The 25837-nt window shown below is 71.7% G+C and carries 25 protein-coding genes and 1 riboswitch; of the genes, 6 read left to right on the forward strand and 19 right to left on the reverse strand.

Features of this window, described 5'->3' with window-relative positions; translation table 11 throughout:
* Window positions 1-41 precede the first annotated feature (41 nt).
* From ACWCPN_RS09730 to ACWCPN_RS09740, 3 genes are all read right to left on the reverse strand, one after another.
* Complete coding sequence (locus ACWCPN_RS09730; protein ID WP_365122987.1) at window positions 42-860, reverse strand: polyprenol monophosphomannose synthase; 819 nt, start codon at window positions 858-860, stop codon at window positions 42-44.
* A 534-nt stretch (window positions 861-1394) separates the two neighbouring features.
* Window positions 1395-2999, reverse strand: a complete 1605-nt coding sequence (locus ACWCPN_RS09735; RefSeq protein ID WP_451203893.1) for an amidohydrolase — start codon at window positions 2997-2999, stop codon at window positions 1395-1397.
* A gap of 52 nt (window positions 3000-3051) precedes the next feature.
* Window positions 3052-3492: an Lrp/AsnC family transcriptional regulator gene (locus ACWCPN_RS09740; RefSeq protein WP_004002750.1), complete on the reverse strand. Its 441-nt coding sequence runs from the start codon at window positions 3490-3492 to the stop codon at window positions 3052-3054.
* A gap of 291 nt (window positions 3493-3783) precedes the next feature.
* Between ACWCPN_RS09740 and ACWCPN_RS09745 the strand changes: the two genes are divergently transcribed.
* Window positions 3784-4221 carry a hypothetical protein gene (locus ACWCPN_RS09745; RefSeq protein WP_451203895.1) on the forward strand — a complete coding sequence of 146 codons (438 nt, stop codon included), beginning with the start codon at window positions 3784-3786 and terminating at the stop codon, window positions 4219-4221.
* A 413-nt stretch (window positions 4222-4634) separates the two neighbouring features.
* Here the strand turns inward: ACWCPN_RS09745 and ACWCPN_RS09750 are convergent, their stop codons facing one another.
* Complete coding sequence (locus ACWCPN_RS09750; protein ID WP_365122978.1) at window positions 4635-5807, reverse strand: acyl-CoA dehydrogenase; 1173 nt, start codon at window positions 5805-5807, stop codon at window positions 4635-4637.
* A 337-nt stretch (window positions 5808-6144) separates the two neighbouring features.
* Here ACWCPN_RS09750 and ACWCPN_RS09755 point away from each other — a divergent pair, with 337 nt between their 5' ends.
* Entirely contained in the window at window positions 6145-7392 is a 1248-nt protein-coding gene (locus ACWCPN_RS09755; protein ID WP_451203897.1) for a glycoside hydrolase family 18 protein, read from the forward strand.
* A 61-nt stretch (window positions 7393-7453) separates the two neighbouring features.
* Here ACWCPN_RS09755 and ACWCPN_RS09760 read toward each other — a convergent pair whose 3' ends face one another.
* The gene (locus tag ACWCPN_RS09760; protein WP_451203899.1) at window positions 7454-8107 is read right to left on the reverse strand and encodes a TetR/AcrR family transcriptional regulator; all 654 of its coding nucleotides are present in this window, start codon (window positions 8105-8107) and stop codon (window positions 7454-7456) included.
* Window positions 8108-8192: 85 nt separating this feature from the next.
* Window positions 8193-8333, reverse strand: coding sequence for an SCO1431 family membrane protein (locus ACWCPN_RS09765; RefSeq protein ID WP_451203901.1), 141 nt, complete (start codon window positions 8331-8333; stop codon window positions 8193-8195).
* Window positions 8334-8626: 293 nt separating this feature from the next.
* Between ACWCPN_RS09765 and ACWCPN_RS09770 the strand changes: the two genes are divergently transcribed.
* Complete coding sequence (locus ACWCPN_RS09770; RefSeq protein ID WP_451203903.1) at window positions 8627-9262, forward strand: hypothetical protein; 636 nt, start codon at window positions 8627-8629, stop codon at window positions 9260-9262.
* A gap of 57 nt (window positions 9263-9319) precedes the next feature.
* Here ACWCPN_RS09770 and ACWCPN_RS09775 read toward each other — a convergent pair whose 3' ends face one another.
* From ACWCPN_RS09775 to ACWCPN_RS09790, 4 genes are all read right to left on the reverse strand, one after another.
* Window positions 9320-9523, reverse strand: a complete 204-nt coding sequence (locus tag ACWCPN_RS09775) for a hypothetical protein (protein WP_451203905.1) — start codon at window positions 9521-9523, stop codon at window positions 9320-9322.
* Between the two features lie 51 nt (window positions 9524-9574).
* Entirely contained in the window at window positions 9575-10942 is a 1368-nt protein-coding gene (locus ACWCPN_RS09780) for a peptidase C39 family protein (RefSeq protein WP_451203907.1), read from the reverse strand.
* A 215-nt stretch (window positions 10943-11157) separates the two neighbouring features.
* A complete protein-coding gene (locus ACWCPN_RS09785) occupies window positions 11158-12699 on the reverse strand; it encodes an amino acid permease (RefSeq protein WP_451203909.1) in 1542 nt (513 codons plus the stop codon).
* Window positions 12700-12740: 41 nt separating this feature from the next.
* Complete coding sequence (locus ACWCPN_RS09790) at window positions 12741-13697, reverse strand: hypothetical protein (protein ID WP_451203911.1); 957 nt, start codon at window positions 13695-13697, stop codon at window positions 12741-12743.
* 211 nt (window positions 13698-13908) lie between these two features.
* Between ACWCPN_RS09790 and ACWCPN_RS09795 the strand changes: the two genes are divergently transcribed.
* Both ACWCPN_RS09795 and ACWCPN_RS09800 read left to right on the forward strand, forming a co-directional pair.
* Window positions 13909-14571 carry a uridine kinase family protein gene (locus ACWCPN_RS09795; protein ID WP_451203913.1) on the forward strand — a complete coding sequence of 221 codons (663 nt, stop codon included), beginning with the start codon at window positions 13909-13911 and terminating at the stop codon, window positions 14569-14571.
* Between the two features lie 453 nt (window positions 14572-15024).
* A complete protein-coding gene (locus ACWCPN_RS09800; protein WP_451203915.1) occupies window positions 15025-16887 on the forward strand; it encodes an AAA family ATPase in 1863 nt (620 codons plus the stop codon).
* A gap of 204 nt (window positions 16888-17091) precedes the next feature.
* Here ACWCPN_RS09800 and ACWCPN_RS09805 read toward each other — a convergent pair whose 3' ends face one another.
* The 9 genes from ACWCPN_RS09805 to ACWCPN_RS09845 all read right to left on the reverse strand — a co-directional run bounded on the left by ACWCPN_RS09805 (window position 17092) and on the right by ACWCPN_RS09845 (window position 24452).
* On the reverse strand, window positions 17092-18177 hold the full coding sequence (locus ACWCPN_RS09805; RefSeq protein WP_451203916.1) for a hemolysin family protein: 1086 nt from the start codon (window positions 18175-18177) through the stop codon (window positions 17092-17094).
* Window positions 18174-19508 carry a hemolysin family protein gene (locus ACWCPN_RS09810; RefSeq protein WP_451203918.1) on the reverse strand — a complete coding sequence of 445 codons (1335 nt, stop codon included), beginning with the start codon at window positions 19506-19508 and terminating at the stop codon, window positions 18174-18176. Before ACWCPN_RS09810 ends, ACWCPN_RS09805 begins: the two co-directional genes overlap by 4 nt.
* Before the next feature lie 206 nt (window positions 19509-19714).
* A complete protein-coding gene (locus ACWCPN_RS09815) occupies window positions 19715-20167 on the reverse strand; it encodes a PH domain-containing protein (RefSeq protein ID WP_199209760.1) in 453 nt (150 codons plus the stop codon).
* A 15-nt stretch (window positions 20168-20182) separates the two neighbouring features.
* The gene (gene hisG, locus ACWCPN_RS09820; protein WP_199209761.1) at window positions 20183-21031 is read right to left on the reverse strand and encodes an ATP phosphoribosyltransferase; all 849 of its coding nucleotides are present in this window, start codon (window positions 21029-21031) and stop codon (window positions 20183-20185) included.
* A 52-nt stretch (window positions 21032-21083) separates the two neighbouring features.
* The gene (locus ACWCPN_RS09825) at window positions 21084-21356 is read right to left on the reverse strand and encodes a phosphoribosyl-ATP diphosphatase (RefSeq protein WP_019983911.1); all 273 of its coding nucleotides are present in this window, start codon (window positions 21354-21356) and stop codon (window positions 21084-21086) included.
* A 34-nt stretch (window positions 21357-21390) separates the two neighbouring features.
* Window positions 21391-21876: a 6,7-dimethyl-8-ribityllumazine synthase gene (gene ribH, locus ACWCPN_RS09830; RefSeq protein ID WP_351663819.1), complete on the reverse strand. Its 486-nt coding sequence runs from the start codon at window positions 21874-21876 to the stop codon at window positions 21391-21393.
* Window positions 21877-21898: 22 nt separating this feature from the next.
* Window positions 21899-23212: a bifunctional 3,4-dihydroxy-2-butanone-4-phosphate synthase/GTP cyclohydrolase II gene (locus ACWCPN_RS09835; protein WP_451203921.1), complete on the reverse strand. Its 1314-nt coding sequence runs from the start codon at window positions 23210-23212 to the stop codon at window positions 21899-21901.
* Window positions 23209-23850: a nicotinamide mononucleotide transporter family protein gene (locus tag ACWCPN_RS09840; RefSeq protein ID WP_365122954.1), complete on the reverse strand. Its 642-nt coding sequence runs from the start codon at window positions 23848-23850 to the stop codon at window positions 23209-23211. The genes ACWCPN_RS09835 and ACWCPN_RS09840 overlap by 4 nt, the downstream gene beginning before the upstream one ends.
* Window positions 23847-24452, reverse strand: a complete 606-nt coding sequence (locus ACWCPN_RS09845) for a riboflavin synthase (RefSeq protein ID WP_451203924.1) — start codon at window positions 24450-24452, stop codon at window positions 23847-23849. The genes ACWCPN_RS09840 and ACWCPN_RS09845 overlap by 4 nt, the downstream gene beginning before the upstream one ends.
* Before the next feature lie 156 nt (window positions 24453-24608).
* Window positions 24609-24739: riboswitch (FMN riboswitch) on the reverse strand.
* A 311-nt stretch (window positions 24740-25050) separates the two neighbouring features.
* Here ACWCPN_RS09845 and ACWCPN_RS09850 point away from each other — a divergent pair.
* Window positions 25051-25800, forward strand: a complete 750-nt coding sequence (locus tag ACWCPN_RS09850; RefSeq protein WP_451203926.1) for an SDR family oxidoreductase — start codon at window positions 25051-25053, stop codon at window positions 25798-25800.
* Window positions 25801-25837 lie beyond the last annotated feature (37 nt).

Raw genomic sequence — 25837 nt, forward strand, 5'->3', positions numbered from 1 at the left:
TGGGCGCGGCTCAGGACGGGATAAGCGGGGCGGCGGGACGGTCAGCGGGCGCCGTGCGGCCGGGTCCGGTCCTGCCCCGCCTTGCCGGTGACCTTGCCGACGCGGTCCCCGACACCCCAGGCGGTGACCCGCCACAGCGCCTCGACCACGATGTTGCGGCTCATCTTGGAGTCGCCGAGTTCGCGCTCCACGAAGGTGATGGGCACCTCGACCACGTGGTACCCGGCCTTCACCGCGCGCCGGGCCAGGTCGACCTGGAAGCAGTAGCCCTGGGAGGCGACGTCGTCCAGGCCCAGGCCCTCGAGGGTCTCGCGACGGAAGGCGCGGTAGCCGCCGGTGATGTCCCGCAGCGGCAGGTCGAGCGCGAGGCGGGAGTAGAGGCTGCCGCCTCGGGAGATGAACTCGCGGGACTTGGGCCAGTTCACCACGCGGCCGCCGGGCACCCAGCGCGAGCCGAGCACCAGGTCGGCGCCCTTGAGCGCGGTGAGCAGCCGGGGCAGTTCCTCGGGCTGGTGGGAGCCGTCGGCGTCCATCTCGACCAGGACGCCGTAGCCGTTCTCCATGCCCCAGCGGAAGCCCGCCAGATAGGCGGCGCCCAGGCCCTCCTTGCCCTTGCGGTGCAGCACCTGGACGTGGTCGTCCTCGGCGGCCAGTTCGTCGGCCAGCTTGCCCGTGCCGTCGGGGCTGTTGTCGTCCGCCACCAGCACGTGCGCGTCGGGGACGGCCTTGCGCACCCGGCCGACGATGGACTTGATGTTCTCCGCCTCGTTGTAGGTCGGGATGATCACCAAGGCCGTGCCGAGCGGACCGAACTGCCTCCCCTGGGCCTTGGCCGCGAGGGTCCCGTCGCCGTCGTTCACTGCTGCCCCTTCATGTCGTACGCAGGCGTCCACCATAGTGCTCGCGGCCTGCGATGACGCGACGGCACGGTCGTACGGCGGTGTTGTTTCCTCAAGCGTGGGGTAAGAATGTGTTTTTCGGCATCCGCGTTCCACTGCGGATGGGGGCCCGGCACCCTTCGGGCCGACCTGGGACCCGCTGGCTGCGGGTCGACCGAAAGCCGTTGTCTACTGAGCAACCGGGCCCCACCCGGGTCACACCTTGCCGACCGGCCGGAGCGTTCCCCCGTCGGCGCGGGCGCTGAGCCTGGCTGCCAGCGACGGTGCCCGGTGCGGCACACCGTCCCTGACCCAGCGGCGCTGCGACGAGTGCGCGAACACTCCACGGTCGGGCGTCCGGTGGTGGACTCCGCCGAACCTACCGGCCCTCGGCCGCGGCCTGTCAACAGCCTCCTGACCTGCATGGACGTACCACCTGCCACGCCGGACCCGGAGGATGCGCAGGTAGGGCGAGGCCGCGGCGCCCCAGGAGCGCCGTCGCGCCACCCCGGGAGATCACTCGCCCGGCCGTACGAACACCGTCCGTCCGCCGACCACGGTGCGCAGGCAGCGGGGCAGCTCGCCGCCGGGGCTCAGATCGGGCAGGCCGGGGGTGCCCGAGCGCGGGTCGGTGGACCAGCGGGCCACCCGGTCGTCGGGGGCCTGGACGACCAGCTCACCGGTCTGCCAGACGGCGTAGTCGGCGGGTGCGCCGGGCACCAGGACGCCGGCGTCGTCGCGGCCGATGGCGCGCCAGCCGCCGCGGGTGTGGGCGGTGAACGCGGCACGGACGGACACCCGGTGCTCGGGCGTGTGGTGGAACGCGGCGGCGCGGACCGTGCCCCAGGGGTCGAGCGGGGTGACCGGGCTGTCGGAGCCGAACGCCAGGGGGACCCCGGCCCGCAGCAGCGCGGCGAACGGATTGAGGGCGCGGGCCCGCTCGGCGCCCAGACGCCGGGCGTACATGCCGTCCTCGCCGCCCCAGAGCGCGTCGAAGGCGGGCTGCACGGATGCGATCAGGCCCAGCTCGGCGAAGGCGGCGACGGCCTCGGGGGTGAGCATCTCGGCGTGCTCGACACGGTGGCGGGCCGCCCGGACCCGGGCTAGACCGGTCTTCTCGGCGGCCACGCGCACACCCTCCACGACCGCGGTCACGGCCGCGTCGCCGATGGCGTGGAAGCCGGCCTGGAGCCCCGCCTCGGTACAGGCGACGACATGGGCGGCGACGGCGTCGGCGTCCAGGTAGGCGGTACCGGTGTGGCCGGCGTCGGTGTACGGCTGGTGCAGACAGGCGGTGTGCGAGCCGAGGGCGCCGTCCACGAACAGGTCACCGGCGGCGCCGAGCGCGCCCAGCTCGCGGGCCTTGTCCACGTTCTGCTCGGCCCAGTAGCCGATCACGCGCGGTCCGGGCACCTCGGCGGCGAGCCGCAGCAGGGCGGTGAAGTCGTCCTCGGAGGAGATCTGCGGGCCGCCGCACTCGTGCACCGAGCCGATGCCGAGGGAGGCGGCGTGGGCGAGGGCGGTGCGCTGCGCCTCGGCGCGCTGGTCCGGGGTGACGGCGGCGAGGGCGGCCTCGCGCACGGCGTGGTGGGCGTCCGCGGTGAGCGGCGCGTCCTCGCGGGTGACGTCACCGGCGACCAGGTCCAGCAGGGCGGTGGTGACGACCGCCGAGTGCACGTCGATGCGGGAGAGGTAGAGCGGGCGGCCGCCGGTGGCGGCGTCCAGTTCCGCGCGGGCCGGCGGCCGGCCGCCGGGCCAGCGGGCGGCGTCCCAGCCGTGGCCGAGCAGCACCCGGTCGCCGGGCCGGGCCGCGGCGAAGTCGCGGACCAGGGCGAGAGCCGCCTCCAGGGAAGGCGCGTCGGAGAGGTCGAGGCCGGTCAGCGCGAGGCCCGTGGCGGTGGTGTGCACATGGGCGTCGGTGAAGGCGGGGGTGACCAGGGCGCCGTCGAGGTCGACCACCTCGTCAACGCCGTCGGCGAAGGCGTCGGCGGCACCCTCGGAGCCGACCCAGGCGACCTGTCCGCGCTCCACCACCATGGCGGTGGCGAAGGGGTCGGCGGGGCTGTGGACCTCTCCGCGGCGCAGGAGGACGGTCTTGGGGTCGGCGGACTGCTCACTCATGCCCCACAGTCTCTCGCGCGCGTGGGGCACGCGGGGCACCGGGGCGGCCGGTTCAGATCCGCGGGGGGCGCGCCTCGTACGGGGTGGACAGCACGACGGTGGTCCGCGTGGAGACCCCCGCCAGGCTGCGCAGCCGGGCCAGCAGCTCCTCCAGTTCGTGCGGGGTGGCCACCCGCACCTTGAGGATGTAGTTCTCGTCGCCGGCGACGCTGTGGCAGGCCTCGATCTCGGGGACGCCGGCGAGGCGGTCCGCGATGTCGTCGGGGGCGCTGGGGTCGAACGGTTTCACCGAGATGAAAGCGGTCATCGGCAGCCCGACGGCCTCGGGGTCGACGACCGCGGCGTAGCCGCGGATGACGCCACGCTGTTCGAGCCGGCGCACCCGCTGGTGCACGGCCGACGTGGACAGGCCCGTGGCCTTGCCCAGGTCTGTGTAGCTCATCCGCCCGTCCTTGACGAGCAGCTGCACGATCTGACGGTCCAGCTCCTCCATGGCGCCAAAACCTACAGTGCGCGTGATCTCCTCGGATACCTGGGCAACGCTGGTCATGCCCGGTTTGCGAGGTGCGGGCGGACCGCGGCCCAGGCGCGGGGGTGCGGAGCGGGCGGACGACGGGGGACAAAAGCGCCGCACCGGTACACCCGCGCAAGGCATGTGACGAAGACCACAGCGGACGGGCGCCCTCCGTGATGGTCTCGTGATTACCCCCCGGACGTGGCGGGAAGTGCTTGCTGTGGTCGAGGCCGCAGTGCCTTCACGGCCCAGCCTTAGGGGGAGAATCCCATGCAGAGTGTCAAGCGCCCTGGTCGATCCGCGTCCAAGCGGCAGCAGCAGGTCGTCGAGCCCGAGCCGGAGGGCGTCGAACCCGACGCCGACCAGGCCGACGAACTCGACGCATACGACACCTTCGAGATGTACCGGGTGCTCTGCCCGGACTGCGCGCAGCCCATCGCGCTGCTGGCGGACGAGGAGTTCCTGCCGGAGCACGCGCTGTGCGCCTCGCCGTGGAACCCGTTCGGCCTCACGGTGTGCGCGGGCACGGGCCGCGCCGCGACCGAGGCCCGCCCCGCGGACGAGTCCTTCGCCCCGCAGGAGCAGGACACCGCCCTGCTGCTGACGCTCCCCCAGGGTCTTGACTGGCGGACGCAGCCCTTCTCGCACGTCGGCGGCCCGGGCTCGCGCCCGATGCGCGTGCGGGCGATGGGCGGCCAGGCGGCCTGAGCCACACCCCGTACGGACGCACCGCTCCGCGCCACGGCCGCGCCGGCCGCCGTGGTGCGGGACGGACACGTCCGGAAACGGCGGGAGCGGTCGTTCGCGGGCGGTGCCGATACGGCGGTTCCGGCGGTACGCGGGGCGGACGCCGGTGAACTGAAGCGCGATTCGGCCGGGCGGTGACCCGTCCGGCCCACGCCGCGTTCTTCCTGGCATGACCGCCTTGCACACGGCCACCGGGCGTCAGCGCCGGATCTTCGTACCCCGCCCCGCAGGATCGGTTCCGCCGCCCGCGCCGCAGGACCCGCCCATCTACCTCGCCCTCATGCGCGCGTGGGCCGACGGGGGCCGCACCCTGCCGGGCCGCCACGACCCCGAGTGGATCAGGCTGGCGGCCCCGACGGTGCGCAGCGGCGAGTTCAGCGACCCTCCGGTCCCGCCACGTGACGGGCGATGACCATCCGCTGGATCTGGTTCGTGCCCTCGACGATCTGCAGGACCTTGGCCTCGCGCATGTAGCGCTCGGCCGGGAAGTCGGCGGTGTAGCCGTAGCCGCCGAGTATCTGCACGGCGTCCGTGGTGACCTTCATGGCCGTGTCGGTGCAGTGCAGCTTGGCCATGGCGGCCTGCTTGGCGAACGGCCTGCCCGCGTCGCGCAGCCGGGCCGCGGCGAGGTAGAGCGCCCGGCCGGCCTCGATCTGGGTCGCCATGTCGGCGATCATGAAGCGCAGGCCCTGGAAGTCCCCGATGGGCCGTCCGAACTGCCGGCGCTGGGCGGCGTAGCCGACCGCCTCGTCCAGCGCCGCCTGGGCCAGGCCGATGGCGCAGGCCGCGATGCCGAGCCGGCCGGAGTCCAGGGCGGACAGGGCGATGGCGAAGCCCTGCCCCTCCTCGCCGAGGCGCCGGCTGTCGGGAACGCGTACGCCGTCGAGGTGGACCTGGGCGGTCGGGCTGCCCTTCATGCCCATCTTCTTCTCGGGCAGGGCGCCGCTCAGCCCCTCGGCGTCGCCGGGCACCAGGAAGGCGGTGATCCCGCGCGGGCCGTCCTCCCCGGTGCGGGCCATCACGGTGTAGAAGTCGGCGATGCCGCCGTGCGTGATCCAGGCCTTGGTGCCGGTGATCACCCAGTCGTCGCCCTCACGTACGGCCTTGGTGCGCAGGGAGGCCGCGTCGGAGCCGGAGGACGGCTCGGAGAGGCAGTAGGCGCCCAGCAGGCCGCCGCCGAGCATGGCGGGCAGGTGCTCGACCTGCTGCTGCTTGGTGCCGTAGGCGGCGAGCCCGTAGGAGGCGAGGGTGTGCACGCTGACGCCCAGGCCGACGGTCAGGCGGGCCGCGGCCAGTTCCTCCAGGACCTGGAGGTAGACCTCGTAGGGCTGGTCGCCGCCGCCGTACTCGGAGTCGTACGGCAGGCCCAGCAGGCCCGTCTCCGAGAGCAGGGTGAAGACCTCGCGCGGGAAACGACCCGCGTCCTCCTCCTCGGCCGCCTTCGGCGCGATCTCGCGCTGCGCCAGCTCACGGACGAGCGCGAGCAGATCCCTCGCCTCTTCCGTCGGCAGTTGACGCTCCACCGGCTGCGGGTCGCGGTCGGACATGGCGTCGGTCTCCTCCCTGTTCGGGCACACGGGGCGGATGTGCGCCTTGGGTGGGGCGGCTCCGCCTGATCGTTCCGGTTCCGGCCGAGGCACCCGCTTCCGGGTCTCGGAAGCTGCTGACCAGCGGCTGTGTGCCGTGAGTATGCCCGATCGGCGACCTCCCGTCACCAGTTAACGACCGCTTACTCCAAGAATCCAGCCGAAGCGTTATCCGCCCTCGAGATTGGTCCGAACCATTGACCTATTGGTCTAGTCCTCCTACTGTGCATGACCAACGCTTTACCGCGTTCATGCCAATCGGCGCGCGTTCCCCTCTCCCCCACGAGGAGCAACCCCGATGCACACTCCCCACCGCCCCCGCGCCCGGTTCCGGGCGCTCGTCGCCGCCGCGTGTTCCGCCGTCCTCGGCGCCGGGCTGCTGGCCGGCGCGGGCACCGCGACCGCCGCCGCCCCGGACACTCCGGCGGCCGCGCAGGTCAAGGCCGGTTCTAAGGTCGTCGGCTACTTCACCGAATGGGGCACCTACGACCGCAAGTACTACGTCAAGAACATCGAGACCTCGGGCTCCGCGGCGAAACTGACCCACATCAACTACGCCTTCGGCAACGTCACCGGCGGCAAGTGCGCGATGGGCGACTCCTACGCGGCGACCGACCGCGCCTACACGGCCGCCGAGTCCGTCGACGGTGCGGCCGACACCTGGGACCAGCCGCTGCGCGGCAACTTCAACCAGTTGCTGAAGCTGAAGAAGAAGCACCCGGGCCTGAAGGTGCTGTGGTCGTTCGGCGGCTGGACCTGGTCCGGCGGCTTCGGCGAGGCGGCCAGGAACCCGGCCGCCTTCGCCCAGTCCTGCTACGACCTGGTGAAGAACTCCAAGTGGTCGGGCGTCTTCGACGGCATCGACATCGACTGGGAGTACCCGAACGCCTGCGGCAACACCTGCGACACCAGCGGCCGGGAGGCCTTCAAGAACGTGATGGCGGCCCTGCGGTCGAAGTTCGGCTCCGGCAGCCTGGTCACCGCGGCGATCACCGCGGACGCCACCAGCGGCGGCAAGATCGACGCGGCGAACTACGCGGGCGCGGCGCAGTACGTCGACTGGTACAACCCGATGACCTACGACTACTTCGGCGCCTGGGACGCGGCCGGCCCGACCGCCCCGCACTCCCCGCTGAACTCCTACGCCGGCATCCCGAAGGCCGGATTCCACACCTCGGCGACCATCGCCAAGCTCAGGGGCCTCGGCGTCCCCGCCTCCAAGCTGCTGCTCGGCATCGGCTTCTACGGCCGCGGCTGGACCGGTGTCACCCAGACGGCGCCCGGCGGTACGGCGACCGGCCCGGCGGCGGGCACGTACGAGCAGGGCATCGACGACTACAAGGTGCTGAAGACCAAGTGCCCGGCGACCGGCACCGTGGGCGGCACGGCGTACGCCAAGTGCGGCAGCGACTGGTGGAGTTACGACACCCCGGCGACCATCGGCACGAAGATGGCGTACAAGAACCAGCAGGGCCTCGGCGGCACGTTCTTCTGGGAGCTGAGCGGCGACACCGCGAACGGCGAGCTGATCAAGGCGATCAACTGACCCTCGGGAAGGTGACGTTCGGGCGTGGGCCGGAGGAGCGCGAGCCTCCGGCCCACGCCCGCTACGCGTCGCGGCGCGCCGGCTGCGGCGCCGGGTAGGAGGGCTCCAGTTCCTCCACGGCGCGCAGCGCCCCGCCGAGGGTCTTCACCAGCAGGTCGCGCATGGTGTCCCGGGACAGTTCGGGGCGGTCGATCCAGTCGAGGGTGGCGCCCTCCACGCTGCACACCCAGGAGAGCAGCCCCATACGGGCCAGCGGGGCGATGTCCCGGCGGCCGTAGGCTCCTTCGGCGATCGTGGCGACGATGGCCTCACGGACGCCGTCCCGGATGGCGTGCACCTCGGTGTCGAAGCCGACACCGCCGCTGACGATGGCGCGGTAGGCGGCCTGGTGGTGCTCGGCGAAGCGCAGATAGGTGTCGATGGTGCGGTGGACCCGGTCCACGGCGGGCAGTTCGACACCGCTCGCGGCGAAGTCGACCAGGTCGGCGACGGAGGCGTGGATGATCGCCAGGTAGTAGCCGCGCTTGGACTGGAAGTAGTAGTAGATCAGGCCCTTGGCGACGTGCGCCTGCCGGGCGATGTCGTCCATGGACAGTGCGTCGTAGGACGTGTCGGCGAACAACTTCCGTCCGATGGCGATGAGTTCGGCGCGGCGCGCCTCGGAACGCTCGGTGCCGCGCGTCCGGGGACGGACGGCGGCACGCTGTGGACGCATATTCACTTTCGACCCTGGTCTAGGAGGTCGGCGGGACATCCGCAGTATGTCAGAACATGCCGGCCCGGCGCCGGGCCGGGCCTGTTCAGAGCAGGCCCAGCCGGGTCACCAGCATCGCGACCACGACGACGAGCACCCAGCCCATGATGTGCTCGAGGATCTCCGGGCCGTCTTCCTTGGGGCCGCCGGTACCGACGCGGGTGACGGTGGCCGGGTGTGCGGTCATGGTGTTCTCACAGACGTCGGACGTACGAAGTGGAATCCCCCCACCCATTTGTCCACCTTGCCACCCGGGACGGCGTTCGCGGCGGAGACGTTGCTCACACGGTCCGGATCAGCACACCCCCACCGCCGCGAGCGCCTTGCGCTGCCGCGCGGTCGGACGGGCCGGGAAGCAGAGGTAGCAGACCCCGCCCGTGCCGCTTCTGACCTTCGTCACAGCACGACAACAAGGTTCAGGCCACAACCACATGTGGCTTACCGTGTTCCGCCTGTAACAGCACCACCATGGGGGGATCCATGCGTCGCCATGTCATCAGCGCCGTCCTGCTTTGCGCCGCGAGCGCGGGGGCCGTCGCTTGCCAGCCGACGGACACGGCCAAGCCGAGCGGCAGTGCCCCGCCGGCCAGGAGCACCACCGTCTCGCCGACGAAGGACGACAAGCCGGCCACCGAGTCAAAAGCGGTGCCGAGCTTCGTCGGCATGGGCCTCCAGTCCGCACAGGACGCCGCTCAGAAGCAGGGCTTCTACATTCTCAGGAGTCACGACTCGCTGGGGCGGGCCCGCCACCAGATTCTCGACCGGGACTGGAAGGTCTGTTCGCAGAGCATCAAGGCGGGCAGGACCGTGTCCACGACGACGGAGCTCGACTTCGGCGCGGTCAAGCTCACCGAGACCTGCCCGGCCCATGATGAGGCCGCGCCCTCGGCGGCTGGCGGGACCATGCCGAACTTCCGCGGCAAGAGCGTGAAGGCTGCACGGCAGGCCCTCGACAGCAACACGTCGATCACCGTGAATGACGCTACGGGCGCGAGCCGGTGGGTGCTGATGGAGTCGAACTGGCAGGTGTGCACACAGAAGCCGGCCGCAGGGGCGACGCTGAACGGGCAGCCGGTCACGCTGGACGCGGTCAAGTTCGAGGAGGACTGCCCGTAGGCGGGGACGACGAAGCGCCCCCCTCCCCCGCCGTAGCGAAAGGAGTGGGGGCGTCTGTCACGCCAGGGTGCGGACCCAGGCAGCCTCGCCAGCCTCAGGAGCGGTGACCCGAATGGTTTCGACGGCGAGCGCGAGCACCTCGTCGGGGTTCGTATCGAACCCGTGCAGGTGTGACTCGAGCCGCTGCGGGTGGTCTGTGCGGAGGAGCAGGGCGTAGTGGGGCCGCTCAGGGGCGTGGCCGGTCTGCTCACGGATGCGCATCCCGACGCCGCCGGGCCTTCCTCGCCCTGAGGATGGCCCGGCAGCGTCGTCTCAGCAGACCCCTACAGAGGCCAGCGCACGCCTCTGAGCTGCGGTCGGACGGGCCGGGAAGTAGAGGTAGCACACCCCGCCCGTGCCGCTTCTGACCTTGCCGGTCGCGTCGTACCGCTTGGTCCGCAGCCAGATGTTCTCGAACTCGCGCCGCAGGTACACCCGGCGCACCGCGTCGTCGCTCGGCGAGGCCGGGTCGTTGGCGATCACGTCGCCGTCGGCCGTGAAGCCGATCACGGTCATGAGGTGGCCGGAGGTGCCGTATCCGGCACCGGTCAGCTCGGTCTTGAGGAAGGACTGGGACGTTATGGCCGGGATGCCGGCCGCGACCAGGGTCTCCACGTCGGTGAGCGAGGTGAGCCGGGTGACCACGCCCTGGATGCCGTCGAAGGTGGCCGCGTAGGCGGCGTTGAACGGCCAGTTGCCGCAGCCCTCGTACTGGTTGTCGTACGTGTACCGGGCCGCGTGGTCCACCTGCGGGTCGGCGTAGGACGGGTCGACCCAGGAGAGCTGCTCGGGGGTGAGCCGGCCGCCCCAGTACTCGATGATCATCTGCGAGGAGGTGGGGCTGCACCAGGCCTCGCCGCCGTTGTCGTACTCCGGGTACTGGCCCTTGTGGATCTCCTGCGAGTAGCGCGGGACGGCCAGTTCGCGGGCGAGGGCGGGGGCGGACGCGGGGACGGTGAAGCGGTCGGGGATGTCGGAGCCCATGGCGCCGAGCCGCCAGACGGTCGGGGTGAGACGCGTGCCGGGCGTGCGGTAGAGCGTGAGGCGCAGCCGGTAGGAGGCCAGGCGCAGGCCGGTGCTCGCGTCGTCGATGGAGAAGGTGTCGGTCCAGATCGTGCTCTTGCCGTCGGTCTGGTCGTCCACCGAGGTGCGCTTGATGTCCTGGTCGCCGGCGGCCCAGCGGCCCATCACGTACCAGGGCGTGTCCGTGCCGTCGGAGTACGTGCCGCACAGCTCGACCTGGAGCCAGGTGCCCTCGGGGGTGTGCGCGTTCCAGGAGGCGATGACCTCCGTCGCCGGCACGGCGAGCCGGTGGACCGGGGAGGTCCAGGTCGCGTACTCCCAGGTGGCCGTGCGGCCGGTGTGCGGGTCGGTGTAGTCGGTGCGGCCGGCGGCGGCCCCGATCTCGGCGCCGGGGCGGCGGCCCGGGACGGCCCGGACGCCCTCCGCGGTACCGCCGCGCCAGTCGCGGTACGAGGTCCAGGCGTGGTAGTCGACGGGGCGGCCCGGCGCGGCGGAGGTGCCGGTGCCGGCGGGCGCCGACGCGGTGGCCGCCGACGCGGGCATGGTTCCCGCGGCGACCGCGGCGACCACCGCGGCGGCGAGAACGGTTCTGCGGGAGGGCTGCTGGGCTCTGCTCATGGGCGCGGTTACCCCCAGGTGTCCGGGTCGGGGCTGGTGCTGTTGGTGCGCCAACTATGAACGGAGACGGCATGCCCCTGCCAGCACTTCCGCCGTATGGCGCGCCACCAATATTGGTCTAGAACAGTGACGGGACCTGCGGGAGTGCTCCGGGGAGCGCGCCACGGCCCCGGCGCGGCGGTGTGCCGTGCGCCGGGGCCGTGCCGTTCAGCGGGTCAGACGAGGTCCATCGCGGCGACCTCGTCGGGGCGGCCGTAGCTGACCGGACCCTGGAAGCGGCGGCGGGCGGTGGCGAACCACCAGACCGTGGCCACGAGCAGGACGACGGCCAGCGCGATGGGCGCGTAGTTGAACGAGTCGGCGGTGATGGGCGAGGCCTGCGGCAGCATGAACAGCACGCTGCTGAGCAGGATCCAGGTCACCGCGACCCAGCCGATCGGCTTGCCCCAGCGGCCCAGGTGCCAGGGGCCGGGCTGGAACTCGTCGCCGAGCCGCAGCCGCAGGAAGACCGGCACGGCGTAGGCGAGGAACAGCCCGACCACGTTGACGCTCACGATGGCCGTGAACGCCGTGTGCGACCACCAGCCCGGGACCACCAGGGCGAGCGAGCAGCCCACCGCGAGCCACACCGCCTTGACCGGCGTCCGGGTGCGCAGCGAGACCGTGTGCCACCAGCGCGAGCCGGGCATCGCGCCGTCCCGGGAGAAGGCGAAGATCTGCCGGGTGTTGCTGGTGAGGTTGGCCAGGCCGCAGAAGAGCATGGCGCCGATGACGATGAGCAGCATCACCTTGGCGGTGCCGAGGCCCAGGCCGTCGATGAGAATCTGGACGGGCGGCGCGGCCGAACCGGCCACCTTGCCGTAGTCGCTAATGCTGTAGACCAGCGCGAGCATCAGGATCAGGCCGGTGATCGCCGAATAGCCGATGGCACGGGTGATGCCCTTGGGGGCGTTGACCGTCGCCTGGACCGTTTCCTCGGACATGTGGAAGCTGCCGTCGAAGCCGGTGAAGGTCCAGCTGGTGACGAGCAGACCGAGCATGCCGCCGTAAAGTCCGTTGGTGAAGCCGGTGTTGTTCTCGAAATGCGTCACGAAGGACGCCGACTGATGATGGTCGGGCATCACGATGAGTGCGGTCACGATCACCACGAGTCCGATCAGCAGCCACCATACGGAAATACGGTTCAGTACGGCGACGAGCTGGACGGTGAAGGTGTTGGCGAGCCCCTGCGCCACGATGATCACCGCCGTGATCAGGACCGTCTGGTGCGCGGTCGGCTGGTACGAGGGCCACTGCAGGGCGACGAAGGCCTGGATGAACGTGGCCGCCGCGTACCCGGTGGCGGCGGTGCCGCCGATCTGGCCCACGAAGTTCAGCCAGCCCGTGAACCACGACCAGGCGCCTTTGTGCCGCTTGGCGAGCTTGCCCGCTGAGAAATACAGCGCGCCGCTCGTCGGATACGCCGAAGCGACTTCCGCCATCGCGGCGCCGATGAACAGCACCATGACGGAGACGCCGATCCAGCCGAACACGAGAACGCGGGGGCCGCCCGCGTTCATACCGAATCCGAAGGACGAGAAAATACCCGAGAGGATATTGATGATGGTGAAGGAGATCGCGAAATTGTCGAACGCCTTGAAACGCCGGGTGAGTTTTCGCGGATAACCCATCGCGTGCAGGGTCGCGTCGTCGTCGAGCACAACCGCGTCCTCTCCCCCGCGGGCTTTCGCCCGTGGAGCCGATATCCGTTCCGACACAGATCGACCTTTCTCTTGGTGGGGGGCGGAGCAGGTACGGGTCAGGCGGGTCCCGGGACGGGCAGGCCGCAGCCGCGCCGGGCCCGGGAGAGCTGTTCGGCGGGCTCGCCGAAGGCACTCCAGGGCATGCGTGAGGCGTACGGGCCCATCGCCGTGAAGACCGCCCGTGCCTCGAACCCGCACTGGGCCATGACCAGCGCGTGCGCGAGGTAGGCCAGGTCGAGCACCGGGGTGAAGCGGTAGCGGGCCACCGCGGGCAGCCAGTTGTGGTAGACCGCGAGCGCGGTGGAGCGCCACTGGGGCTGCTCCCAGACCCGGTCGGCGAGCAGTTGGGTGGGGTTGTAGCTCTCGACCAGGGCGACCAGCGGCAGCAGCCGGAGGGCGGAGTCGGCGGGCGCGCGCTGGCTGAGGAAGGCGGCCACGTCCCAGGCCGCGTTGACCGAGCCGCCGTGGCGGGTGAAGAAGCAGGACAGGAAGCGGTGGTGGCCCTCGCGGTTCCACGGGTCCAGGGACAGGACGTGCGCGAACAGCCGCCAGGGGCCCGGCGGGGCGGTGAGCAGCCCCTGCGGAGCGGGATCGCGCAGCCGGTGCAGCCTGGCCATGGTGAGCTTGGCGACCCACGGGGTGGGGTCGTCGGGGGCCAGCGCGGCGGCCCGGTCGCAGGCGGTGAGCGCTATCCGCTCCAGCGCCTCGGCGCGGTCGTCGCGTGCGTCGGCGGCCCGCATAGCGCGCTGCACGGCCACCCGGGCCCACAGCAGCGCCGCCTCGGGCGTCGGTTCCTCGGCCAGCCAGCGCTCGACGAGGTCGGTGCCGGCCGCCTCGGAGGCCAGCACGAGCGAGCGGTGGGCACGCAGGGCGAAGTCGGAACGCGTCTCGGCGAGGGCTTCGCCGGCGCTTCGATAACGGCCGGCGCGCACATCGACGCATACGCGCGCCAGGACACGGTCGTCGGCCGCCGGATGCCACACATACTGCCCCTCGAATAACTCCGCGGCCATGTTCTCCTGTCCGTCCCCGTAACGACGCGCCGCACTCGCGCAGGAGGCACCTTACTCAGCGGTCGGCACGCCTGGAACGCCGAATTTCACATATCGGTCAACGGATTCGGATGCTTAATCCGTCTGATTGACCGGCTCTCGGCCAGTGGTTCAAGAAGTGACGTTTTCTGGCCGCTCCGGACCCCTGCGACAAGCCACTGCCAGGGGCGCTATGGGCCCCTACTACACTGTTTCCGGAAAACACCCCACACCTCACCACACCTCGGGAATCGCCATTCACGACCTCGCCGCCCGGCTGCGCGCGCTGCCCCCCTCGCTGGGGCCGGTCCGTCTGATCGCCGTCGACGGCCACGCGGGGTCCGGGAAGTCCACCTTCGCCGGACGGCTCGCCGCCGCGCTCGACGGGGCGCCGGTGCTGCACCTGGACGACATCGCCAGCCACGAGCGGCTCTTCGACTGGACCGAACGGCTGACGGCACAGGTGATCGGCCCGCTGGCCCGGGGCGAGAGCGCGCGGTACACCCCCTACGACTGGCGCGCCCGGGCGTTCGGCCCGCCCAGGCCACTGCCGTCGGCGCCCGTGGTCGTCATCGAGGGAGTCGGCGCCGGGCGCCGGGCGCTGCGGCCGCATCTGGCCCGGCTGCTGTGGATGGAACTGCCGCGCGAGGAGGCCTGGGCGCGCGGCCGGATGCGCGACGGAGAGGCACAGCGCGAGTTCTGGTCCGGGTGGGTCGAGGCGGAGCACGCGCACTTCGCCGTCGATCCCTCGCGCCCCCATGCGGATCTCCTGGTGCGGCAGACACCGGTGGGATACGAGGTGCTGCCGGGACCGGCGAGCGCCCCCCGGACCGGACCAGAACGTCACTCACGGTGACCACCCGTCCGCGGTGCGGTGAGCGCACCAAGACCCTTGCGGGGGAACTTTCTTGAGTGCTCCAGGTCCGCTTGACCCGGGAGCCTTGCAGGTCTTACGTTCTGAATGTGCGGCCATTCGAAGCCGCCCGCAGACGCGAAGCCCCCGGTTGTTCCCCCGTGATCGGGGGCTTCGTTCTGCCCGCGGACCGTTCGTCCGGCCGCCTCGCGCACCGAAACAATCACCCTCGGTCACCTTTTCGTCTGCGCCCCGTCTGCTCCCACCTCGCCGAACGGGCCGTGCGGCACCCTTCGGAACGCGGTCGTACCCCGGGTACGATGCCCTCGGTGCGACCTTCGAGCGACTGCCTCGCGCACCTGCAACTCCGGTCCGCGGCACAGCGGTTCGTCCGCGGCGGCCGTCGGGCGACTGCCCGGCGGTGAACCAACGGGGGCACGGTCTGTGGGGGACGTGATGGACTTCGGCACGCAGGGCCCCGAGGCCCCGGCCGACCTCGCCTGGCTGCGAGGTGTGGACGCCTACACGATGGGCGCCTATCCCCAGGCGGAGGAGGAGTTCCGCGTCGCGGTCCGGATGGACCCGGGGATGGCGGACGCCTGGCTCGGACTGCACGCGCTGCGGGTCGACACGACCACCGCGCTGCTCCGGATGTTCCGGCACCGGGAGCGCTTCGGGGAGCAGCGCGCCCGGCACCGCCGCACCCTCAACTCCTGGTACTGGCTCGGCTGGTGGGTGCAGCCGGTGCTGGAGAGCCCGCGCGACCTGCTGCTGGCGCACGCCTCGCACTGGCTGGACGGCCGGCACGTACCCGAGCTGGACCGGGCGCTCGCCGGGCTGCCCCCGGTGGACACCGACCCGCAGGTCCGTTTCCTGCACGCCTGCCGCGCCTATCTGGTCAAGGACTGGGACCAGTTGGTGCGGCACACCGACCCGCTGCTCGACGACCCGCTGCTCGGCATCGAGGCGGGCCTCTTCGGCGGCATGGCCCGGGTCCGTCTGGAGATGTACGGCCAGGCCGAGCCGCTGCTCGCGGCGGCCCTGATGCGCTGCCGCAGCGAGCAGCCGCAGCGCAAGGAGCTGCGGTACTGGCTGGCCCGGGCGCACGAGGGCACCGGGCGCAGCGCGGCGGCGCTCCCCCTGTACCGGGCGGTGCACCGGATCGATCCGGCCTTCATGGACACCTCGGCCCGGCTGGCCGCGATCGCCGAGGGCGACGGGTACGACGATCCGGCCGATCTGGCGGCCATCACCCTGACCGGTGCCGGGGCGGACGTCATGGACGGCCCGGACACGCTCGATCCGCTCTTCGGCACGGAGGGCCGCGATCTGCGGCTGCCGGAGCCGGACCTCCCGACCGGGCCGCTGCCGTCGGTCTCCGACCCGGTGGTGCGGGTGAAGAGCGGGATACCGTCCTCCGTCCTGTCCGCCGGGCCGACCGATCCCGCGTTACTCGAGGAGGCGCTTGCCGAGCTGGAGCGGATGGTGGGGCTCGAGCCGGTCAAGCGCCAGGTCAAGGCGTTGTCCGCGCAGTTGAACATGGCCCGGCTGCGGGCCGGGCAGGGGCTGCCGGTGCAGCCGCCCAAGCGGCACTTCGTCTTCTCCGGGCCGTCGGGGACGGGGAAGACCACGGTCGCGCGGATCCTCGGGCGCGTGTTCTACGCGCTGGGGCTGCTCGGCGGCGACCATCTGGTGGAGGCCCAGCGGGCCGATCTGGTCGGGGAGTACCTGGGGCAGACGGCCGTGAAGGCCAACGAGCTGATCGACTCCGCGATCGGCGGGGTGCTGTTCGTGGACGAGGCGTACTCGCTGTCCAACTCGGGCTACGGCAAGGGGGACGCGTACGGCGACGAGGCCCTGCAGGTGCTGCTGAAGCGGGCCGAGGACAACCGGGACCACCTGGTGGTGATCCTGGCGGGCTATCCGGAGGGCATGGACCGGCTGCTCACCGCGAACCCCGGGCTCTCCTCCCGCTTCACCTCGCGGGTCGACTTCCCCTCCTACCGGCCGCTGGAGCTCACCGAGATCGGCAAGGTGCTCGCGGCGGAGAACGGGGACCGCTGGGACGAGGAGGCGCTGGAGGAGCTGCGGTCCATCGCCGGGCACGTGGTCGATCAGGGGTGGATCGACGAACTGGGCAACGGGCGGTTCCTCCGGACCCTGTACGAGAAGAGCTGCGCCTACCGGGATCTGCGCCTGTCGGGGTATCCCGGGGTGCTGTCCCGGGGGGACCTCGCGACGCTGCGGCTGCCGGATCTGATGCAGGCGTACGGGGAAGTGCTGTCGGGGCGGGGGCCCCAGGATCCGTCCGCGCTCTAGGGGGTGTCTCCCCCGATCTTCGTGGATCAGGCCGCGGACCCGCGAATATCGGGGAGACGCCCCCTGGGCGCCGGTGACCGGTGCCGGCCGGACGGGGCGCGCCGCCGGAACGCGGAACGCCCGTCCGGCCGGGCCGCCGGAGCACGGACCGCCCACCCGGCCGCGTGGCCGGGTGGGCGGTGAGCCGGGGTCGGAGGCCGGTGGTCAGGCCATGGCCTGCTCCGGATTCCCCGTGGCCCTGGGTTCGGTGAGCTTTATGTCCGGGACTCTGCGGTGGGCCGGGTCGCGGACCTCGCCGACCAGGAGTTCCAGGGCGTCCTCCAGGGCCACCAGGCCCAGGATCCGGCCCGAGGCGTCCGCGACCTGGGCCAGATGGGTGGCCGCCCGGCGCATGACCGTCAGGGCGTCGTCCAGCGGGAGTTCCGAGCGGAGCGTCGTCATGGGGCGCCAGACGTGCTGGGGGACGGCCCGGTCGGAGTCCTCCAGGTCCAGGACGTCCTTCACGTGGACGTACCCCATGAAGGGCCCCTTGTCCGCCGCCGCGACCGGGAAGCGGGAGTAGCCCGTGCGAGCCGTGAGCTGGACGATCTCGCCCGGGGTGACCGACGGCGGCACCGTGATCAGGGACTCGCGCCGCAGCAGGACGTCCGTCACCGGGCGGGAGCCCAGTTCCAGCGCGTCCTCCAGCCGCTCCTGCTCCTCCGGGTCCAGCAGGCCCGCCTGGCCGGAGTCCTCGAGCAGGCGGTTGAGCTGCTCGCTGGTGACGACCGCCTCGACCTCGTCCTTGGGCTCGACCCGGAAGAGCCGCAGGATGCCCTGGGCGCAGGCGCCGAGGGCCACCGTGATCGGCCGGCACACCCGGGCGAAGGCGACCAGACCCGGGCTGAGCCACAGCGCGGCCTTCTCGGGGGCCGCCATCGCGAGGTTCTTCGGCACCATCTCGCCGATGACGAGGTGGAGGAAGACCACCGCGGCGAGGGCGATGACGTAGCCGAGCGGGTGGATCATGCCTTCCGGCAGGTGGATCCACTCGAAGACCGGCTCCAGCAGGTGGGCGACGGTGGGCTCGGCGACCGCGCCGAGCGTCAGCGAGCAGACGGTGATGCCGAACTGGGCGGCGGCCATCATCTGCGGCAGCCGCTCCAGGCCGTACAGCACCTGGCGGGCCCGGGCCGTGCCCAGCGGTTCGATCTGGCTGCGGCGGACGGAGACGAGCGCGAACTCGGCGCCGACGAAGAAGCCGTTGGCGAGCACGAGCAGCGCGGCGAAGACCAGTTGGAGGACGCTCATCGGACGGCCTCCACGACGTTCACGGCCGGGGCCGTGCGGACCAGGCGGACCCGTTCGGCGCGGTAGTGGCCCACCTGGCGCACGGAGAGCCGCCAGCCGGGCAGCTCGGCCCGGTCGCCGGGGGCCGGGATGCGGCCGAGCAGGTCGGCGACGAGCCCGGCGACGGTCTCGTACGGCCCCTCGGGCACGTCGAGGCCTATGCGCTTCAGGACGTCGACACGGCAGCCGCCGTCCACGTCCCAGGCGGGCCGGCCGTCCTCCGGCGGGGCAGGGGCCAGCTCCGGCGCGTCCTTGGCGTCGTGCTCGTCACGGACCTCGCCGACGAGTTCCTCGACGATGTCCTCCAGGGTGACCACGCCGGCCGTGCCGCCGTACTCGTCCACGACGACGGCGATGGGCTGTTCGCTGCGCAGCCGGGCGAGCAGGGGCTGTACGGGCAGCGTCTCGGGCACGAGCAGCGCCCGGCGCGCGATACGGCCGACCGGGGTACGCAGCCGGTCGTTCACGGGGACCGCCAGGGCGTCCTTGAGGTGGGCCATGCCGACCACGTCGTCGATCTTCTCCCGGTAGACGGGGAAGCGGGACAGGCCGGTGGCCCGGGTCAGGTTGACCACGTCCTCGGCGGTGGCCGAGTCCTGCAGGGCGCTGACCTTGACCCGGGGGGTCATGACGTGCTGTGCGGTCAGCTCGCCCAGGGACAGGGTGCGTACGAACAGGTCGGCCGTGTCCTGTTCCAGGGCGCCGGCCTGTGCGGAGTGCCGGGCCAGGGACACCAGTTCGCCCGGGGTGCGGGCGGAGGCCAGCTCGTCGGCGGGCTCGACGCCGAGGGCGCGCACCAGCCGGTTGGCGACCGTGTTCAGCGCGGAGATCACCGGGCGGAACAGCCGGGAGAAGAGGTGCTGGGGGCCCGCGACGAAGCGGGCGACCTGGAGGGGCCGCGACACCGCCCAGTTCTTGGGCACGAGTTCGCCGATCACCATCTGGATCGCGGAGGCCAGCAGCATGCCGGTGACCACGGCCACACCGGAGACGGCCCCCGGAGGGACGCCGAGCGCGGTGAACGGGCCGTGCAGCAGCGCGGCCAGGGCCGGTTCGGCGAGCATGCCGACGACCAGGGAGGTGATGGTGATGCCGAGCTGGGTGCCGGAGAGCTGGAAGGAGAGCTCCTTCAGCGACTCCACCACCGTGCCGGCGCGCTTGTCGCCGTCGGCGGCGGCCTTCTCGGCGTCCGGGCGCTCGACGGTCACGAGGCCGAATTCGGCGGCCACGAAGAAGCCGTTGGCCAGGATCAGCAGAAAGGCCGCTGCGAGGAGCAGCAGGGGGGTGGTCATGATGCCGCCGCCTCCATGTGGTGGGGGGAGGGGGCGGCGCAGGTACTACAGGACGATCCGTCCATCGCCGGAGGGGGTCACTCCTCGGGTAGCAGGAACCCCTGTGCACCGGGCGCGGCGCCACAGGGGTGGAGGCGCGACGAAAACGCCTCCACCTCCAGATTAATCAAGACACGGCCCGGTGTGTCAGGGCGGACGTCACCGATTCATCCCTGATCTTCGCCCGCGGGTGCCGTCGAGCGGGCCTCGGTGAGCGCCCGGAGCGTCCGCGCGTCGGCGATGGCACGCTGCCTGGCCAGGCCCGGCTGGATGCCGAGCGCGGGCAGGCTGGTGCCGTCGCTCAGGTTGAGGAACACCCAGGGATCGCCCGGACGGAGGTTCACCTGAAGGATTTCCGCCCAGGCCAGGCGCCGTTTGCTCGCGATGTTGACCACGGTGACGCCGGCCTCGTCGGCGACCACCTTGACGCGGGCCAGTTGGGCGAGCGCCCAGAAGATGAGCGCTCCGGTGACGAAGAAGCTGGCCCGCTCACCCGGGCCCAGGTCCAGCAGCATGGCGACACCGGAGATGACCAGGAAGATCGCCACACCGGCGGTGAGCAGGATCACCCTCGTGTGGCCCGGCCGGAAGGTCACGGGGAGGGCGGGAAGCTCGGACATCTGTTCGCGTACCTCTTACAGGCGGCAGGCGTGGATGGCGGTGGTGAGGATGGCCCGCGCACCGATCTCGTAGAGGTCGTCCATGATCCGCTGCGCCTCCTTGGCGGGGACCATGGCGCGGACCGCGACCCAGCCCTCGTTGTGCAGCGGGGAGACGGTCGGCGACTCCAGGCCGGGCGTGAGCGCGACGGCCTTCTCGAGCTGCTCGACACGGCAGTCGTAGTCCATCATCACGTACGTCCGGGCGACCAGGACGCCCTGCAGGCGGCGCAGGAACTGCTGGACCTTGGGCTCCTCGCCGTCGGCGCCGGTGCGGCGGATGACGACGGCCTCGGACTTCATGATGGGCTCGCCGAAGACCTCGAGGCCCGCGTTGCGCAGGCTGGTGCCGGTCTCCACGACGTCGGCGATGACCTCGGCGACGCCCAGCTCGATCGCGGTCTCGACGGCGCCGTCCAGGTGGACGACGGAGGCGTCGACGCCGCTGTCGGCGAGGTGCCCGGCGACGATGCCCTCGTAGGAGGTGGCGACCGTGCGGCCCTTGAGGTCGGCGACGCCCGTCGCGGTGCCGGGCTTGGCGGCGAAGCGGAAGGTGGAGCGGGCGAACCCGAGCGGCAGGATCTCCTCGGCGTCCGCGCCGGAGTCGACCAGCAGGTCGCGGCCGGTGATGCCGATGTCGAGCCGGCCGGAGGAGACGTAGATCGCGATGTCGCGGGGGCGGAGGTAGAAGAACTCGACCTCGTTCACCGGGTCGACGATCCGCAGCTCCTTGGACTCCCGGCGCTGCTGGTAGCCGGCCTCATGCAGCATGTCCGCCGCAGGGCCGGACAGGGAACCCTTGTTGGGGACGGCGATGCGCAGCATGAGGTCGGCTTCCTTTGCGTTCAGGGAGATGGGGTTCTTGAACCGGCGCGGCTCAGAGGTGGGCGTAGACGTCGTCCAGGGAGATGCCGCGGGCGACCATCATCACCTGGACGTGGTAGAGCAGCTGAGAGATCTCCTCGGCCGCCGCCTCCTTGCCCTCGTACTCGGCGGCCATCCACACCTCGGCGGCCTCCTCGACGACCTTCTTGCCGATGGCATGGACCCCCTTGCCGACCAGCTCTGCGGTGCGGGAAGTGGCGGGATCGCCCTGTGCGGCCTTGTGCTGGAGCTCGGTGAAGAGCTCCTCGAAAGTCTTCTTGGACATGGTGATGCCCACCCTACGCGGTGCGGGCGGCTCCTCAGTGCCAGGGTTCGGATACCGAGCGGAGCGTGGCCGCAGTGGCGACCGCCGCGGTGACGGCCTCGTGGCCCTTGTCCTCGCTGGAGCCCTCGATGCCGGCCCGGTCCAGGGCCTGTTCCTCGGTGTCGCAGGTGAGGACGCCGAAGCCGACGGGGACGCCGGTCTCGACGGAGACCTGGGTGAGGCCCTGGGTGACCCCCTGGCACACATAGTCGAAGTGGGGGGTTCCGCCGCGGATGACGACGCCGAGGGCGACCACCGCGTCGTAGCCGCGGCCCGCGAGGACCTTGGCGGCGACCGGGAGCTCGAAGCTGCCGGGGACCCTGATCAGGGTCGGCTCGTCGATCCCCAGGTCGTGCAGGGCGCGCAGGGCGCCGTTCACCAGACCGTCCATCACCTTCTCGTGCCACTGGGCCGCGATGACGGCGACCCTGAGGTCGCTCGCGCCCCGTACGGACAGCTCCGGTGCACCCTTGCCGCTCACATCTCTCCTCAGTGCTGTTCGCTTACTGGTTGCCGCAGGTGGACGCGGGCGCGGCCGCGGAGGCGGCCACGGCCGGGGTGTCCAGCCAGGGCAGGTCGTGCCCCATCCGGTCCCGCTTGGTGCGCAGGTACCGGAGATTGTGCTCGCCCGCCTGGACGGGCATCGGCTCGCGGCCGGTGACCTTCAGGCCGTGGCGCAGCAACGCGTCGGTCTTGTCGGGGTTGTTGGTCATCAGGCGGACGCCGCGCACGCCGAGGTCGGCGAGGATCCGCGCGCCCGCGCCGTAGTCGCGGGCGTCGGCGGGCAGGCCGAGCTCGAGGTTGGCGTCGAGGGTGTCGCGGCCCTGCTCCTGGAGTTGGTAGGCGCGCAGCTTGGACAGCAGGCCGATGCCGCGCCCCTCGTGCCCGCGCAGGTAGACGACGACGCCGCGGCCCTCGGCCTGGATGCGTTCCAGGGCGGCGTCGAGCTGGGGGCCGCAGTCGCAGCGCAGGGAGGCGAAGACGTCGCCGGTGAGGCATTCGGAGTGGACGCGGACCAGGACGTCCTCGCCGTCACCGATCTCGCCGTGGACGAGGGCGACGTGCTCGACGCCGTCGACGGTGGAGCGGTAGCCGTAGGCGGTGAAGGTGCCGTACCTGGTGGGCAGGCGGGTCTCGGCCTCGCGGCGGACGGTGGGCTCGCTGTCGCGGCGGTAGGCGATCAGGTCCTCGATGGAGATGATCGTCAGGCCGTGCTTGCGGGCGAACGGGATCAGTTCGGGCAGCCGCAGCATCCGGCCGTCCTCGCCGGCGATCTCCACGATGGCGCCGGCCGGGCGCAGGCCGGCGAGCCGGGCGAGGTCGACGGCGGCCTCGGTGTGGCCGTTGCGGGTCAGCACGCCGCCGGGCCTGGCGCGCAGCGGGAAGACATGGCCGGGGCGGACCAGGTCGGTGGGCTCGGCGGTGCCGCTCGCCAGCAGCTGGAGCGTGGTGGCGCGGTCGGCGGCCGAGATGCCCGTGCTCACGCCGTGCGCGGCGGAGGCGTCGACGGAGACGGTGAAGGCGGTCTTCATCGACTCGGTGTTGTCGTCGACCATCTGCGGCAGCCGCAGCCGGTCCAGTTCCTCGCCCTCCATGGGAGCGCAGATCAGGCCCCGGCACTCGCTCATCATGAAGGCGACGATCTCGGGGGTGGCCTTCTCGGCGGCGACGACGAGGTCGCCCTCGTTCTCCCGGTCCTCGTCGTCGACGACGACGATCGGGCGGCCGGCCGCGATGTCGGCGATGGCCCGCTCGACGGGGTCGAGCGCGAAGTCCTCGATGCGTTCGGTGCTGTGGAGCAGAGGTGCCGAGGTCATGCCGGCGCTCCTTCCAGAACGGGCCGCGCGTCCTCGCGGGAGCGCAGCCACCAGTCGCGCATGCCCCACAGGACGAGCGCGCCGTAGATGACGTAGACGAAGCCGGAGAAGGCGTAGCCGTTGGCGAAGTTGAGGGGTACGCCGACGAGGTCGACGAGCAGCCAGGCGATCCAGAACTCGACCATGCCCTTGGCCTGGGCGTACATGGCGACGATGGTGCCGACGAAGATGTAGGCGTCGGGCCACGGGTCCCAGGAGAGGTTCGGGTAGGCCTTGAACAGCAGGGCGACGGCGACGGTGCCGGCGGCCGCGGCGGCGAGCATCACCGCCCGCTCGGTCCAGCCGGCGAACCGGGGGACGATGTGGCCGTCCGGGGCGCGGTCCTTGCGGCGCTGCCACTGCCACCAGCCGTACAGCGCGACGGCCATGACGACGGCCTGCTTGCCGGCGCTGCCGGCCAGGTGGCCGTAGAAGGCCCCGAAGAGGACCAGGCCGGACAGGAACTGCACGGGCCAGGTCCACAGCGAGCGGCGCCAGCCGAGGGCCAGGGTGATGAGGCCGAGGACGTTGCCGATCATGTCGGACCAGATGATGTGCTGGCCGAGGAGGGTGAAGGCCTCGGAGTTCATCCAGTTCACTTGCCGTCCCCCTGTCCGGCCGCGAGCAGCCGCTCCACGTACTTGGCGATGACGTCGACCTCGAGGTTGACCGGATCGCCGGGCTGCTTGTGGCCGAGCGTGGTCAGGGCGAGGGTGGTCGGGATGAGGCTCACCGTGAAGTGGTCGGGGCCAGCGTCGACGACGGTGAGGCTGATGCCGTCGACGGTGATGGAGCCCTTCTCCACGACGTAGCGGGCGAGGTCCGCGGGCAGCGAGACCTTCACGATCTCCCAGTTGTCGGACGGCGTGCGCTCCAGGACGTGTCCGGTGCCGTCCACGTGCCCCTGCACGATGTGCCCGCCGAGGCGCGCGCCCACGGCGGTGGGGCGCTCGAGGTTGACGCGGGAGCCGACACCGAGCGCGCCCAGGCTGGAGCGCTTCAGCGTCTCGGCCATGACGTCGGCGGTGAACTCGTCGCCCTCGTGGTCGACGACGGTCAGACAGACCCCGTTCACGGCGATGGAGTCGCCGTGCTGCGCGCCCTCGGTCACGACGGGTCCGCGGAGCCGGAAGCGGGAGGCGTCGCCGAGATTCTCGACGGCGGTGATCTCACCAAGCTCTTCGACGATTCCGGTGAACACTTCCCGGGTCCTCCTGCCTCATGGGGCACGGACTCCGGGGCCTGTCGAAGACGACAGAATGAACGGGAGGACGGCTCCGGGGCGACGCCGAACAGGGACCCGTCCGCACGCGGACGAGCCCAGATACGGCGACGCGCATGAGAGCATGCCCGCCCGCCGCGCACTGCCTCCCATCCGGACTTTAACCGTCGGTCCAGGAATTTCACCTGGTCAACCGGCCGCTGGAAGCGACCGGGTCGCGGACTGTAACCGCCGGTTCGGACTTTCACCGACCCCGGAGTGCGCTGCTTCTGGTACACGGCCAGTGTGCCACGGCCGCCAGGGGTCCATGCGGGTGAATGATGTGGAGTGACTCACAGACCGCTCTTCCGGCCCTCCGCAGGCACCTATTGGTCCGGACTATTGACCGCACTGGTCTAGTCCTTTTAGGGTGCGGACGGGCCCGGCGGCGGTGACGACGGCCCTTGCCCGCCGCCGGGCCGCCAGAGCGGACGCGGCCGCCGCCGCGGAACCGTCACGTTTCGCGGAGCCGCGTTGTCCCAGGGGACGGAGGGCACTTCATCGGGAGTGCCCGGGTGTCCGGAGGGACGGAAACAGCATGACCACGATCCTGGTGACCGGCGGGACCGGCACGCTCGGCCGGCTCGTCACCGAACGACTGCGGGCGGACGGACACGAGGTGCGGGTGCTCAGCCGGCGTGCCCGGCCGCACGCCGTCGACCTGCGCGAGGGCGGCCCGGCCCTGGACACGGCCCTGGCGGGCGTGGAGACGGTCGTGCACTGCGCGAGCAGCCCGCGCGGCGGGGACGAGCGGGCGGCGGACCACTTGATCGCGGCGGCGCGGCGGGCCGGCGTGGGCCATCTGCTCGACATCTCCATCGTGGGCGTCGACCGGGTGCCGCTCACCTACTACCGGTCGAAGCTCGCGGTGGAGCGGCGGATCGAGGAGTCGGGGCTCGGCTGGACCGTGCTGCGGGCGACGCAGTTCCACGATCTGGTGGCCTCGGTGCTGCGGGGACTTTCCAGGTCACCGGTCCTGGTCCTCCCGGCCGGGGTGTCGGACCAGCCGGTCGAGGTGGCCGAAGTCGCGGACCGGCTGGCCGAGTTGGCCGTCGCGCCGCCGGCCGGGCGAGTGCCCGACATGGGCGGCCCCCAGGTGCGGACGTTCGAGTCGCTGGCCCGCGCCTGGCTCCGGGCGACCGGGCGGCGCCGGGCGGTGGTGAACGTCCCGCTCCCCGGCGGCACGTACCGCGCCTTCCGCGCGGGCGGCCACCTGGCACCGGAGCGGGCGGTGGGCGAGGGCACCTTCGAGGAGTACCTGACCCGGCGACCGGAATTCCAGCGGTAACGGCGGACGGCACGCGCTCCGGGGTCCCGGCCGGAGG

This window comes from Streptomyces sp. NPDC002386 (genome assembly GCF_053593175.1).